This is a genomic window from Allobosea robiniae, from assembly GCF_900102525.1.
GTDB lineage: Bacteria > Pseudomonadota > Alphaproteobacteria > Rhizobiales > Beijerinckiaceae > Allobosea > Allobosea robiniae.
The window spans coordinates 312,965-326,172 of record NZ_FNBZ01000002.1; the positions used below are offsets into that span (position 1 = coordinate 312,965).

The window sequence follows — 13,208 nt, forward strand, 5'->3', positions numbered from 1 at the left end:
CTGTCATGAAAGATTAAGCGTTTCCTTGCCGACCGGCCGCGTCATGCAGGGCGTGCCTGCGCGCCGGGCGCTGGCCTCGGGCGCGCCGCTGCGGCAGGGTTGGCCATCGCGTTCGAGGATTTCAGCCATGGATTACCGCCGTCTCGGCCGTTCCGGCCTCAAGGTTTCGCCGCTCTGCCTGGGCACCATGATGTTCGGCGGCCCGGCCGACGAGGCGACCTCGCGCCGGATCATCGACAGCGCGCACGAAGCCGGTATCAATTTCATTGATACGGCCGATGTCTATAACGAGGGCCAGTCCGAAGAGGTCTCCGGCCGCGCCATTGCCAACCATCGTCATGACTGGGTGCTGGCGACGAAGGTCGCGAACCCCATGGGCAAGGGGCCGATGAATGGCGGGCTGTCGCGGCGCTGGATCATGCGCGCCTGCGAGGACAGCCTGCGCCGGCTCGGCACCGGGACCATCGATATCTACTACCTCCACAAGGAGGATCACACGACGCCGCTGGAGGAGACGGTGCATGCGATCGCCGATCTCGTGCGCCAGGGTAAGATCCGGCATTTCGGCGTCTCGAACTATCGCGCCTGGCGATTGGCCGAGATCTGCCGGCTTTGCGACGATCTCGGCATCGACCGCCCCGTCGTCAGCCAGCCCTACTACAACGCGATGAACCGCATGCCGGAGGTCGAGCACCTGCCGGCCTGCGGCTATTTCGGGCTGGGCGTCGCCTCCTACTCGCCGCTGGCGCGCGGCGTTCTGACCGCGAAATACGCGCCGGGGCAGGCGCCGGCGGAGGGCACGCGCGCCGGGCGCGGCGACCGCCGGATGATGCAGGCGGAATGGCGCGAGGAGAGCCTGGTCATCGCCCAGACGATCAAGGACCATGCGGCGCGCAAGGGGCTGACGCCGATCCAGTTCGCGGTGCGCTGGGTACTGAACAACGCCTTCGTCACGGCGGCGATCGCAGGGCCGCGAACCTTCGAGCAGTGGGAAGCCTATCTCGCGGCGCTCGATGCCGGCTTCGACGCGGAGGACGAGGCGCTGGTCGACCGGTTGGTGCCGGCTGGTCACCCCTCGACGCCGGGCTACAGCGACCCGGCCTATCCGCTGGAAGGGCGCGTCAGCCGCGCCTGAGATCGATCCCTCAGTTCATCATGCAGAAGCCGTTGACCACGACATCCGTCTGGCACCACGGCTTCTTGGCCTCGCTGTTCGCGGTGAGGCGCAGTGGCACGGGTTCCTCGCGCTGGGCGGTTGCCGGCGGGAAGGGGACGCGCTGGGGCTGGCCAGTCGCGGCCTGTGAGCGGCTAGCGCCGGCGGCGATGCCGGGCACGACGACGACGCTGCGACTGGTCTTGGCTGGCGCGGCCGAACTGCGCCCGCCGACGCGGAACTTGGCGGCCTCGGCCTGAACGGGCAGCAAGGTGGCGGTCGCGAGCAGGCAGGCAAGGGCGGCGATGCGGCGCATGAGAACGGTCTCCCGGTTGCCGAGAGGATGCCGCGATCTGCCGCAACGGCAAGGAAAGCCTGAAATCAGCCTCAGCGAGGCGTTAACGCCGGCGCTCAGGCGGCTGCGCGTGGCCGTGTGAGGCTGTCCCAGGCCGCCATCGCGCCCTGGGCGATCGTCTCCAGCATTGTTCGCGAAGCACCGTCGCGCGCCTGGATCGACATGCCCTGCTGGACGGTGACGTAGTAGCTCGCAACCGGATGCGGATCGAACGCGGCCGGCAATTCGCCCTCGGCGCTCGCCCGCCGCAGCCGTTCCTCGATCATGCCGACGCTACCGGCGCGCATCTCGCGCAGGATGCGGCTGGTTTCGTCGCCGACGCCGATGGCATTCACCGCCGAGAGCACGACCATGCAGCCCGGCGGCCGGCCGGGCCGGGTGAAGGTCCGGGCGCTGGCCATCAGATAGCCTTCAAGCGCCGCGCGTGCCGTCGGTTCGTTCTGTAGCGGCGCGAGGATGTCGTCGCTCTCGGTCGCGGCGAAATGGTGGATGGCCTCGCGGTAAAGTTCCTCTTTGCTGCCGAAGGCGGCGTAGAGGCTGGGCGAATTGATGCCCATTGCTTCGGTGAGGTCGCTCATCGAGGCGGCCTGGTAGCCGCGCTCCCAGAACACCTCCATGGCGCGCTCCAGCGCCGCCAGCCGGTCGAAACTGCGTGGACGGCCGCGTTCGGCCATGGCTCGCCTCTCTCACAAATATTCTGTTACGATCACTATATATTTGACTTGACGCCCGCAGGCAAGCGCGCCAGTTATTATGTATCGATCATCACATAAATGGAGTTTGCCATGTCACGCCTTGCCGGAAAGCGCGCTCTCGTCACCGGCGGCAGCCGCGGAATCGGCGCCGCCATCGCCCGCAGGCTCGCTGCCGAGGGCGCCGATGTCGCGCTGACCTATGAACGCTCCGCCGACAAGGCAGCTGCGGTCGTGAAGGAGATCGAGGCGCTCGGTCGCAAGGGCTTCGCCATCGCTGCCGACAGCGCCGATCCTGCGGCGGTGACGGGCGCGGTCGACCAGGCCGCGAAGGTGCTCGGCGGGCTCGACATCCTCGTCAACAATGCCGGGATCTATCGCGGCGGCCCGGTCGCGGACTGGAGCCTCGCCGATATCGACGCGACGCTTGCCGTCAATGTCCGCGCCGTGGTGCTCGCCTCGCAGGCCGCAGCGGCGCATCTCGGCGAGGGCGGGCGGATCATCTCGACCGGCTCCTGCCTCGCCGACCGGGTCGTCGAGCCGGATGTCACGCTCTACGCGATGAGCAAGGCGGCGCTGATCGGCTTCACCAAGGGGCTGGCGCGCGATCTCGGGCCACGCGGCATCACCGTCAACATCGTCCATCCCGGCTCGACCGATACCGACATGAATCCGGCCGGCGGCCCCGGTGCCGACGCCCAGCGGGCGCGCATGGCGATCCCGCGCTATGGCCAGCCGGAGGACATCGCCGGGCTCGTCGCCTATCTCGCCAGCGAGGAAGCGCGCTTCATCACAGGCGCCGGCTTCGCCATCGACGGCGGCGTGAACACCTGACGCCGCTGGCCTAATGCCCGGGCAGGACGATCATGGTGGGCCTGGCCGGCAGCGTCGCCTTGCTCAGCGTGATCGTCGCCTGGTCGCGGCGCTCGACCGGCCAGATATCCTGGGTGCGGGCGAGGAAGCGTGAGAGCGTGCCGCCGCCGAAGAAATGCATGGGGATCATCACCCGCGCCTGGATCGATTTCAGGACATCCAGCATGCCGGACTGGTCGAGCGTGTAGCTGCCGTCGACTGGGAAGAGCACGATGTCGACCCGGCCGAGCGCCCGCAGATGGCCGGGCTCCAGCGGGTGATGCAGATGGCCGAGATGGGCGATGCAAAGCTCGCCGATCTCGAAGACGAAGATCGAGTTGCCGTCGTAATCGGTGCCACCCTCATAGGTTCGGATATTGGTCGGCACGTTGCGGACCCGGACATCGCCGAGCGTGAGGTCGTGCCGCGCCGCGCCTTGGCCGGATAGGCCCCAGCCGGGCAGGACATGCTTGATCGCGGGATCGGGGCTGCGCGAGTTATGCGTCGAATGCGCCTTGTTCATCGTGGCGATGTCGGGCGTCACCGGCGGGCGGACATAGTCGTTGTAATCGGTTGCGATCTTCACGCCGCCCGGCGTCTCGATCAGGAAGGTGGCGTGGCCGACGAAGGTGAGCCTCGCCTCGTCCTTCGCCAGTTGCACCCGCTGGATCGGCAGGCGCAGGCTCGCCATTTCCGGCCGGCAGCCGGGTTCGTTCGACTGGGCGCGGGCGGGCAGCGTGGCCAGCAGCGCCAGGGTCAGACTCACTAGAATACGCAACAGGACGGCGGGCAGGCTCATCGGCGGGCTCCGGCAGCGTTCAGGCCATCAGAGCTTCCGGCAAAAGCCGGGCCGGGGGAAGGGTGCCCGGATCGCTCTGCCGGTTTTGTGAAAGGCACCTGCTCCACCGGCAGGCGGTTGCGGGCGGCGCGCCCGGTCGCTACATAGCGGCCAGATTTCCCGACATCCCGTGTCGCAGCCCCCGAAAGCGGAGCCCGCTCGCCTCATGTCCCGCCAGTTCATCTATCATATGCGCGGCCTGTCCAAGACCTATCCGGGCGGCAAGCAGGTGCTGAAGGACATCCACCTGTCCTTCTACCCGGATGCCAAGATCGGCGTGCTCGGCGTCAACGGCGCCGGCAAGTCGACCCTGCTCAAGATCATGGCCGGGTTCGACAAGGAGTGGACCGGCGAGGCCTGGGTCGCCGAAGGCGCGCGCGTCGGCTACCTGCCGCAGGAGCCGAAACTCGACGAGACGCTGACCGTCCGCGAGAACGTCATGCTCGGCGTCGCTCCCCAAAAGGCGATCCTCGACCGCTACAACGAGCTCGCCATGAACTATTCGGACGAGACCGCCGACGAGATGACCAATCTCCAGGACGAGATCGAGGCCAAGGGGCTGTGGGATCTCGATTCCAAGGTCGACCAGGCGATGGACGCGCTGCGCTGCCCGCCGGATGACTGGCAGGTCGACAAGCTCTCGGGCGGCGAGCGCCGCCGCGTCGCGATGTGCAAGCTCCTGCTGGAGCAGCCTGAACTGCTGCTGCTCGACGAGCCGACCAACCATCTCGACGCCGAGACCACCGCCTGGCTCGAAGGCCATCTGCGGACCTATCCGGGCGCGATCCTGATCGTCACCCACGATCGCTATTTCCTCGACAACGTCACGAGCTGGATTCTCGAGCTCGATCGCGGCCAGGGCATCCCCTACGAAGGCAACTACTCGGCTTGGTCGGTGCAGAAGCAGAAGCGCCTGGCCCAGGAAGGCCGCGAGGACGTCTCTCGCCAGAAGACGCTGGAGCGCGAAGCCGAATGGATGGCCGCTTCGCCCAAGGCCCGCCAGGCCAAGAGCAAGGCCCGCATCCAGCGCTATGACGAGCTCGTCCAGAAGGCCAACAACAAGGGGCCGGACACCGCCCAGATCATTATCCCGATCGCCGAGCGGCTCGGCAACAACGTCGTCGATTTCGAGGACCTGTCGAAGGGCTTCCAGGACAAGCTCCTGATCGACGGGCTCTCGTTCAAGCTGCCGCCCGGCGGCATCGTCGGCGTGATCGGCCCCAACGGCGCCGGCAAGACGACGTTGTTCAAGATGATCACCGGGGTCGAGAAGCCCGATGCCGGCACGATCAAGGTCGGCGAGAGCGTCCAGCTCGGCTATGTCGACCAGAGCCGCGACTCGCTCGACGACAAGAAGAACGTCTGGGAGGAGATCTCAGGCGGCAACGACATCCTCTATCTCGGCAAGCGCGAGATCAATTCCCGCGCCTATTGCTCGGCCTTCAACTTCAAGGGCGGCGACCAGCAGAAGAAGGTCGGCTCGCTCTCCGGCGGTGAGCGCAACCGCGTCCATCTCGCCAAGATGCTGAAGTCCGGCGCCAACCTGCTGCTGCTCGACGAGCCGACCAACGACCTCGACGTCGATACCCTGCGCGCGCTCGAAGAGGCGCTTGAGGACTATGCCGGCTGCGCCGTGATCATCAGCCACGATCGCTGGTTCCTCGACCGCATCGCGACCCATATCCTCGCCTTCGAGGGCGACAGCCATGTCGAGTGGTTCGAGGGCAACTTCGCCGATTACGAGGAAGACAAGAAGCGCCGCCTCGGCATCGACTCGACCATTCCGAAGCGCATCCAGTACAAGAAGTTCTCGCGCTGAGTGCTTGATATCTGAATAAAAAAAGCCCCGCGGTGCCGCAAGGTCCGCGGGGCTTTTTCATGTCTTGCTTCAAGATGAGGCAAGGCAGGGCTACGCCCGGGCTGGACTGCCGCCGCGCCCCGGCTTCAACTGACGGCATGCTGACCCTCGACCATCTCACCGTGATCGCTCCGACGCTCGCGGAGGGCGTCGCGCATGTTCGTGACTGCCTCGATCTCGACGTCCCCTTCGGCCAGCGGCACGGCTACATGGGGACCTGGAACCATCTGCTTCAGCTCGGCGACATGATCTATCTGGAGATCGTCGCGCGCGATCCCGATGGGGCGCCTCTCGGGCGGGCCCGCTGGTTCGGGCTCGACGACGAGAAGCAGGTCAAGCGGGACTGGGATGCCGGCCGCCGTTTGCGCGGCTGGGTCGCCCGAACCGACGGGATCGACGCTGTCCTTGCGGGCCGGGAGGCGATCTTCGGGCGAAAGGTTGCGCTGCCGATGGACGCTCCGGCCTTCGATTTCGCCATTCCCGATGACGGCTCGTTGCCCTCGGGCGGGGCGGTGCCTTCGCTCATAGACCGGCGCGGCAAGGCGCGTTCGATGGCGTCGATCGCCGATCTCGGCGCCCGATTGCGCGGGTTCTCGCTGGAGCATCCGGAGGCCGAGGCAATCAAGGCGCTGTTGCTGGAGCTTGGGACGGAGCGGGGACCCGTCGTCAGCCATGGGCCAGAGTTGCGCTATCGCGCACAGATCGGCACGCCCGGCGGGCTGAAGGAATTGTCCTGACCGTCGCGTCCGGCCGACGATGGCGGGCTACATCCGTTCGCCGGGTATCCGGCTCGCCTGCCTGATCCAGTCCGAGAACTGGGCTTCGTCGAAGGCGTCATTCTCGTGGATGTCGAGATAGCGCACCTCCTTCTGCTTGGACGGGCCGGGCGGGATCGGATCCAGCGAGGCGCCCTTGAAGAAAGACACTTTCACATAGCGCGTGAAGCAGTGGAGGCCGAGAAACCATTCACTGTTGCCCATGCCGTAGAATGGCGAGTTCCATTTCACGGCCTTCTGCACATCCGGTATGGCCTTGACGATCAGCGCATCGATACGCTGGCCGATCGCGCTCTTCCAGCCGGGCATGGCGGCGATATAGGCCTGCACCGGAGCATCGCCGGCGCCCTTCGGGATCTGCGGGTTGCCGCCCGATAGAAGGCGCGGCCTGTCGTCTTCGCTCATGCTGTCGCTCCTGCCGGGCGTGCCCCGGCGCGGCCATGGTAGGGAGGCGGGCAGGCGGTCTGCAACCGCCGCTTGCGGCGCTGGGGAACGCCCCGGCGTCGACTGCGACGCTGTGACATGGCTCCCGATTAGTCCGGCGGGCAGCGCTTTTCCCTTGGGAATCAGCGTATTTCGGCGGGGGCTACGAGTGGCAAGCAGGCCCGGTATGCGGCTCTCTTCTGGCGACTTAAGTTATGATTAAGCCAGCGGCTCCTAGGAGCAGAGTCGCGCCCAAGGCTATTCTACGCCTTGGATCTGATAAATCCGATCTGGAACTGGTCAAGTTGTTGATCGTGTTCTTGCTGCCATGACGTGAAGGTTGATTATGACTAGCCAGTATATCCAGGGTATGGTGCAGGACGTGAAGAAGGGCGGCCTGTCGCGGCGCTCCTTCATCCAGAAGATGGCGGCGCTCGGCATCACCGCGCCGATCGCGACCCAGATCCTCTCCTGGAACGATGTCGCGATGGCCAATGCCACGCTCGAATACAAGCCGACCAAGGCCGGCGGCGGCGGCCCGCTCAAGATGCTGCTGTGGCAGGCCCCGACCCTGCTCAACCCGCATTTCGCCTCGGGCACCAAGGACCAGATCGCCTCGCGCGTGTTCTACGAGCCGCTCGCCGGCTGGGACAAGGAAGGCAACCTGATCCCGCAGCTCGCGGCCGAGGTTCCCAGCAAGGCCAATGGCGGCCTGTCCGAGGATGGCACGACCGTCACCTGGAAGCTGAAGAAGGACGTGAAGTGGCATGACGGCAAGCCGTTCACCGCCGAGGACGTCGTCTTCACCTGGGAATATGCCGCCGATCCGGCGACCGCCGCCTACACCACCGGCGCCTACAAGGACATCAAGGTCGAGAAGGTCGACGACTTCACCGTCAAGGTGATCTTCGCCAAGCCGACGCCGTTCTGGGCCGACCCCTTCGTCGGCGTCGCCGGCATGATCATCCCGAAGCATCATTTCGGCGAGTACAAGGGCGCCAAGTCGCGCGAGGCTCCGGCCAACCTGAAGCCCGTCGGCACCGGCCCCTACAAGTTCGCCGAGTTCAAGCCGGGCGACATCCTGTCGGGCACCCGCAACGAGAGCTATCACGTCGCCAATCGTCCGCATTTCGACACGTTCGAGATCAAGGGCGGTGGTGATGCGGTCTCGGCGGCCCGCGCCGTCCTGCAGACCGGCGAATATGACTACGCCTGGGATACGCTGGTCGAGGACGAAGTCCTCAAGCGCATGGAGATGGGCGGTCGCGGCAAGATCAGTGCGGCCCCGGCCGGTGACATCGAGTTCGTCACGCTGAACACGACCGACCCGTGGACCGAGGTCGATGGCGAGCGCTCGAGCGCCAAGACCAAGCACCCGACCCTGTCGGACCCGGCCGTGCGCCAGGCGATCAACCTGCTGATCGACCGCGACTCGATCCAGAAGTTCATCTATGGCCGCGCCGGCGCTGCCACGGCGAGCTTCGTGAACGAGCCCAAGCAGTTCAAGTCCGAGAAGCTCAAGTACGAGTTCAGCATCGAGAAGGCCAACAAGATCCTCGACGATGCCGGCTGGAAGAAGGGCTCGGACGGCATCCGCGAGAAGGATGGCAAGAAGCTCAAATACGTCTTCCAGACCTCGATCAACGCTCCGCGCCAGAAGGTGCAGGCCATCATCAAGCAGGCCTGCCAGCGCGCCGGCATCGATATCGAGCTGAAGTCGGTGACGGCCTCGGTGTTCTTCTCGTCGGACGTCGCCAACCCCGACACCTACACCAAGCTCTATACCGACATCGAGATGTACACGACCACGCAGCCGCAGCCCGATCCGGAGCGTTTCCTCAACCAGTTCACCTCCTGGGAAGTCGCCAGCAAGGAGAACAAGTGGCTGGGCCGCAACGTCTCGCGCTACACCGACCCGGCTGCGGACGAGGCCTACAAGGCCGCGCAGAAGGAGCTCGACCCGGCCAAGCGCGCAGCGCTGCTGATCAAGGTCAACGAGATCTTCTGCGAGGCCAACGTCATCCTGCCGATCCTGTCGCGCAAGAAGGTCGTCGCCGCGTCGAACACCCTCTCGCATGACCATTCGGGCTGGGACGTCGACACCTGGAACCTCTCGTCCTGGTATCGCGCCTGATCTGGAAATCGGTCCCTTGCGGAGAGCGATCTCTGCAAGGGTGATGCAATGAAGAAGGCCCGGCGGAGCTGCTCCGCCGGGCCTTTTCGATGGTTGTTGGCTGTTTGGCCGGAGGAGCTGTGTCAGCTCGCCAGCCGCTTGATCGCTCCGGCGCGGCCGCCGACGAGGATGCGCTCGTCGACATCCTTGATGTCGCGCAGGCCGCAGAGCGCCATGGTGGTGTCGAGCTCCTTGCGGATGATGTCGAGCGCGGCGGTGACGCCTTGCTCGCCCATGGCGCCGAGCCCATAGAGGAAGGCGCGGCCGATGAAGGTGCCGTGCGCGCCGAGCGCGATCGCCTTGAGCACGTCCTGGCCCGAGCGGATGCCGCCATCGAACAGGACCTCGACGCGGTTACCGACCTGCTCGACGATGCCGGGCAGGGCCTCGATCGAGGAGAGCGCGCCGTCGAGCTGGCGGCCGCCATGGTTCGAGACGATCAGCGCGTCGGCACCGCTCTTGGCTGCCATCTCGGCGTCTTCCGGATCAAGGATGCCCTTGAGGATCAGCTTGCCGCCCCATTGCTCCTTGATCCACTGGACGTCGTCCCAGTTCAGCTGCGGGTCGAACTGGCTGGCGGTCCAGGAGGAGAGCGAGGACATGTCGGCGACGCCGGTGACATGGCCGACGATGTTGCCGAACTGTCGGCGCGGCGTGTCCAGCATCTTCAGGCACCAGCGCGGCTTGAAGGCGAGGTTGATCAGGTTGGCAAGGGTCGGTTTCGGCGGGGCGGAGAGGCCGTTGCGGATATCCTTGTGGCGCTGGCCGAGGATCTGCAGGTCGAGCGTCAGCACGAGAGCCGAGCAGCCGGCCGCCTTGGCGCGCTGGATCAGGCGCGAGATGAAGTCGCGATCCTTCATCACATAGAGCTGGAACCAGAACGGCGCCTGAGTGTGGTTCGCGACATCCTCGATCGAGCAGATGCTCATGGTCGAGAGGGTGAAGGGCACGCCGGCCTTGGCCGCGGCCTTGGCCGCGAGGATCTCGCCATCGGCGTGCTGCATGCCGGTGAGGCCGGTGGGGGCGAGCGCGACCGGCATCGCGACCGGCTGGCCGATCATCTCCGAGGCGAGCGAGCGGTTGGTCATGTCGACGGCGACGCGCTGGCGCAGCTTGACCTTGGCGAAATCGGTCTCGTTGGCGCGGTAAGTGCCCTCGGTCCAGGCGCCGGAATCGGCGTAGTCGTAGAACATGCGCGGCACGCGGCGCTTGGCCAGAAGGCGCAGGTCTTCGATGGTCAGGGGCTGGGCCATGTCTCGTCTCGCCGTTGGCGTCCCGTCTTGTCCTTCCGGCTTGCTCGCATGCTGGCCGGCAGGGCGCAACCGTTTGCCGCGCAAACGGGCCTGCGTCAGGAGACCGCCCTGTGCCAAGACACGGATCACGCTGACGAAACCTTGACGAAAGGCGGCAGGGCTTGCCTGAGCTTTCATCTCGACAAGGATCGGTTTTCGGTCAATCCTACCTTGCCGGCATAGGGGCCATGCGTTCAGTGCCGGTGAGAGACGCTTTGGCTTCGAGGGATGTGGCGATGGCGACCGGAACCGTGAAATGGTTCAACACTGAGAAGGGGTTCGGCTTCATTCAACCGGCGGAAGGCGGCAAGGATGTGTTCGTTCACATCACGGCCGTGAAAGAGGCCGGCATGATGACGCTGACGGAAGGGCAGCAGGTTTCGTTCGAGTTGAAGACCGAGCGCGGCAAGACGGCCGCGGGCGATCTGAAAGTACTCTGAGACTGCTCTGTCGCCGTGAGGTTCGCCTGCCGCGCGCGGCGGGATGCTGGCGAGCGCGTGCCTGAAAGATGACGACCGGATCGGCGTTGTCGCCGTATGTCCGGCGCTGTTCCTTTGATACGACATGATGCGCCGAAAGCCCCGTCCAGGTCTGGCCTGCGGGGTTTTCTTGCTTGAGAATCCGTGGGATGCGCGGAGCCGGACGCACCAGGCGGCCCTCTGGTTCTTTCGCTCACGCAGAAGCGCCGCGCGGCTGACGCGGGAAGATCGCGCGCCCATCCGCCTCAGCTTCGCCGAGCCACCTTATCCCGGCGGGAGAAGGAAGAGTCCGTCCTATCTTCCGCACGACAATCCGCTTGCACGAACGGTGCGTTCGATATAAAGATATCTTTATATCTTTTTCCTTGTCGACAGAGGACGCCAGCGCGTGCGGCAGCCGACGACATTGTCTTCCGATGTGCTTCTCGCGGGCCTCAGGGCCGCCGGCGAGGAGACGCGGCTGCGCATTCTCGCTTTGCTCTCCGAAGGCGAGCTCTCGGTGTCCGATCTCACCGACATCCTCGGCCAGTCGCAGCCGCGCATCTCGCGCCACCTCAAGCTGCTCGCCGAGGCCGGGCTGGTCCGGCGTTCACGCGAGGGGGCCTGGGCTTTCTTCCGCCTCGACGAGACCGGGCCTGGCGGCGCCTTTGCCGCGTCGCTCGCCGCCTGGCTCGACCTGAGCGACCCGGTGCTCGCAGCCGATCGCGAGCGCCTCACCGCCGTCCGGACAACGCGGGCCGAGGCCGCGCAAAACTACTTCGCCAGCGTCGCGCGCGACTGGGACCGGCTGCGCGGCCTGCATGTGCCCGACCATGCTGTCGAGGCGGCGGTCGAAGAGGCGGTCGGCGAAGGCTCGCCCGGCGCGATGCTCGATCTCGGCACCGGCACGGGGCGGATGCTGGAGCGGATCGCGCCGAAATTCGGCCGCGCCGTCGGCGTCGATGCCAATCATGCGATGCTGGCGGTGGCCCGGGCCAATCTCGAGCAGGCGGGGCTGTCGCGCGTCGAGCTCCGGCAGGGCGACATCTATGCATTGCCCTTCCCGCGCGGCTCCTTCGATCTCGTCGTGATCCATCAGGTGCTGCATTTCCTTGACGATCCCGGCCGGGCTGTGCGTGAGGCGGCCGCGATGCTGGCGCCCGGCGGGCGCCTGATCGTCGTCGATTTCGCCCCGCACGAGATGGAATTCCTGCGGACCGAGCATGCGCATCGCCGGCTCGGCTTCTCCCGCCAGCAGATCGCGGCCTGGTTCGCCGAGGCGGGCCTGTCCTGCGATCTTTCCCGCGAAGTCACCCTTGCCGATGGCGGCTCGGGCCAGCTCCCGGTCATGCTCTGGCGTGGCCGCGACCGGCGCGTCCAGGCCGATCCGCCGGTCCGCACGATCAATCTCGAGGTTGCGTGATGAATGCTTTCCGCCCCAGCCGCCACGGCTCGCGCCGTCCGCGCGTGTCCTTCGAGTTCTTTCCGCCCAAGACGGAGGAGATGGAGGTCGCGCTGTGGGACAGCGTGCGCCGGCTCGAGCCGCTCGGTCCCAGCTTCGTCTCGGTGACCTATGGCGCCGGCGGCTCCACCCGCGAGCGCACCCACGCCACCGTCAAGCGCATGGTCGACGAGACCGGGCTGAAGCCGGCGGCGCATCTCACTTGTGTCTCGGCCTCGAAGGCGGAGGTTGACGAGGTTATCCGATCCTATTGGGACGCCGGCGTGCGCCATGTCGTGGCGTTGCGCGGCGACCCGGCCGGCGGGCTCGGCACGATCTATGAGCCGCACCCGCAGGGCTATCATCAGACCTCGGACCTCGTCGCAGGCCTGAAGCGCATCGGCGATTTCGAGGTGACGGTCTCGGCCTATCCGGAGAAGCACCCGGAGGCCGCCTCGCTCGATGCCGATATCGATGCGCTCCAGAAGAAGGTCGATGCCGGCGCGACGCGGGCGATCACCCAGTTCTTCTTCGATAACGACGTCTATTTCCGCTATCTCGACAAGGTCCGGGCGCGCGGCATCGAGATCCCGATCCTGCCCGGCATCGTGCCGGTCCAGAACTTCAAGCAGACTGCGAATTTCGCCCGCAAGACCGGCGCCAGCGTGCCGCAATGGCTGGCCGACCGCTTCGAGGGGCTGGAAGACGACGTCGCGACGCGCCGCCTCGTCGCGGCTGCCGTCTGCGCCGAGCAGGTGCTGGACCTGATCGATCGCGGCGCCACCGACCTGCATTTCTACACGATGAACAAGGCCGACCTCGTCTATGCCATCTGCCATCTCGTGGGGTTGAAGCCCGAGAAGCCGGCGGCGCAGGCCGTGGCGGCGGAGTAAGCCT

At 66.1% G+C, this 13,208-nt stretch carries 14 protein-coding genes; 8 read left to right on the forward strand and 6 right to left on the reverse strand.

Annotated features, from left to right (window positions below):
* Nucleotides 1-3: 3 nt before the first annotated feature.
* Nucleotides 4-129 carry a hypothetical protein gene (locus tag BLQ70_RS26120; RefSeq protein WP_280140793.1) on the reverse strand — a complete coding sequence of 42 codons (126 nt, stop codon included), beginning with the start codon at nt 127-129 and terminating at the stop codon, nt 4-6.
* Here BLQ70_RS26120 and BLQ70_RS07155 point away from each other — a divergent pair.
* Nucleotides 128-1,135, forward strand: a complete 1,008-nt coding sequence (locus BLQ70_RS07155; RefSeq protein WP_091856417.1) for an aldo/keto reductase — start codon at nt 128-130, stop codon at nt 1,133-1,135. The genes BLQ70_RS26120 and BLQ70_RS07155 overlap by 2 nt on opposite strands.
* Before the next feature lie 10 nt (nt 1,136-1,145).
* Here the strand turns inward: BLQ70_RS07155 and BLQ70_RS07160 are convergent, their stop codons facing one another.
* A complete protein-coding gene (locus BLQ70_RS07160) occupies nt 1,146-1,469 on the reverse strand; it encodes a hypothetical protein (RefSeq protein WP_061966752.1) in 324 nt (107 codons plus the stop codon).
* A 95-nt stretch (nt 1,470-1,564) separates the two neighbouring features.
* A complete protein-coding gene (locus BLQ70_RS07165; RefSeq protein ID WP_061966753.1) occupies nt 1,565-2,182 on the reverse strand; it encodes a TetR/AcrR family transcriptional regulator in 618 nt (205 codons plus the stop codon).
* A gap of 111 nt (nt 2,183-2,293) precedes the next feature.
* On the opposite strand from BLQ70_RS07165, the gene BLQ70_RS07170 reads away from it, so the two are divergent.
* The gene (locus BLQ70_RS07170; RefSeq protein ID WP_091856664.1) at nt 2,294-3,034 is read left to right on the forward strand and encodes an SDR family NAD(P)-dependent oxidoreductase; all 741 of its coding nucleotides are present in this window, start codon (nt 2,294-2,296) and stop codon (nt 3,032-3,034) included.
* A 10-nt stretch (nt 3,035-3,044) separates the two neighbouring features.
* Here the strand turns inward: BLQ70_RS07170 and BLQ70_RS07175 are convergent, their stop codons facing one another.
* Nucleotides 3,045-3,851, reverse strand: coding sequence for an MBL fold metallo-hydrolase (locus BLQ70_RS07175; protein ID WP_091856418.1), 807 nt, complete (start codon nt 3,849-3,851; stop codon nt 3,045-3,047).
* A gap of 205 nt (nt 3,852-4,056) precedes the next feature.
* Here BLQ70_RS07175 and ettA point away from each other — a divergent pair, with 205 nt between their 5' ends.
* A complete protein-coding gene (gene ettA / locus BLQ70_RS07180; protein WP_091856419.1) occupies nt 4,057-5,709 on the forward strand; it encodes an energy-dependent translational throttle protein EttA in 1,653 nt (550 codons plus the stop codon).
* Between the two features lie 137 nt (nt 5,710-5,846).
* A complete protein-coding gene (locus BLQ70_RS07185; RefSeq protein ID WP_091856420.1) occupies nt 5,847-6,485 on the forward strand; it encodes a VOC family protein in 639 nt (212 codons plus the stop codon).
* Nucleotides 6,486-6,512: 27 nt separating this feature from the next.
* On the opposite strand, the gene BLQ70_RS07190 is transcribed toward BLQ70_RS07185, so the two are convergent.
* A complete protein-coding gene (locus BLQ70_RS07190) occupies nt 6,513-6,929 on the reverse strand; it encodes a DUF1801 domain-containing protein (RefSeq protein ID WP_091856421.1) in 417 nt (138 codons plus the stop codon).
* Between the two features lie 364 nt (nt 6,930-7,293).
* Here BLQ70_RS07190 and BLQ70_RS07195 point away from each other — a divergent pair, with 364 nt between their 5' ends.
* The gene (locus BLQ70_RS07195; RefSeq protein WP_091856422.1) at nt 7,294-9,081 is read left to right on the forward strand and encodes a peptide ABC transporter substrate-binding protein; all 1,788 of its coding nucleotides are present in this window, start codon (nt 7,294-7,296) and stop codon (nt 9,079-9,081) included.
* A gap of 122 nt (nt 9,082-9,203) precedes the next feature.
* Here the strand turns inward: BLQ70_RS07195 and BLQ70_RS07200 are convergent, their stop codons facing one another.
* The gene (locus BLQ70_RS07200) at nt 9,204-10,373 is read right to left on the reverse strand and encodes an alpha-hydroxy acid oxidase (RefSeq protein ID WP_091856423.1); all 1,170 of its coding nucleotides are present in this window, start codon (nt 10,371-10,373) and stop codon (nt 9,204-9,206) included.
* A gap of 275 nt (nt 10,374-10,648) precedes the next feature.
* On the opposite strand from BLQ70_RS07200, the gene BLQ70_RS07205 reads away from it, so the two are divergent.
* The 3 genes from BLQ70_RS07205 (at nt 10,649) to metF (ending at nt 13,204) form a co-directional block, all read left to right on the forward strand.
* On the forward strand, nt 10,649-10,852 hold the full coding sequence (locus BLQ70_RS07205) for a cold-shock protein (protein WP_061966761.1): 204 nt from the start codon (nt 10,649-10,651) through the stop codon (nt 10,850-10,852).
* A 427-nt stretch (nt 10,853-11,279) separates the two neighbouring features.
* The gene (locus BLQ70_RS07210) at nt 11,280-12,293 is read left to right on the forward strand and encodes an ArsR/SmtB family transcription factor (RefSeq protein ID WP_091856424.1); all 1,014 of its coding nucleotides are present in this window, start codon (nt 11,280-11,282) and stop codon (nt 12,291-12,293) included.
* Nucleotides 12,293-13,204 carry a methylenetetrahydrofolate reductase [NAD(P)H] gene (gene metF, locus BLQ70_RS07215; RefSeq protein WP_091856425.1) on the forward strand — a complete coding sequence of 304 codons (912 nt, stop codon included), beginning with the start codon at nt 12,293-12,295 and terminating at the stop codon, nt 13,202-13,204. The genes BLQ70_RS07210 and metF overlap by 1 nt, the downstream gene beginning before the upstream one ends.
* The last annotated feature ends 4 nt before the right edge of the window (nt 13,205-13,208 follow it).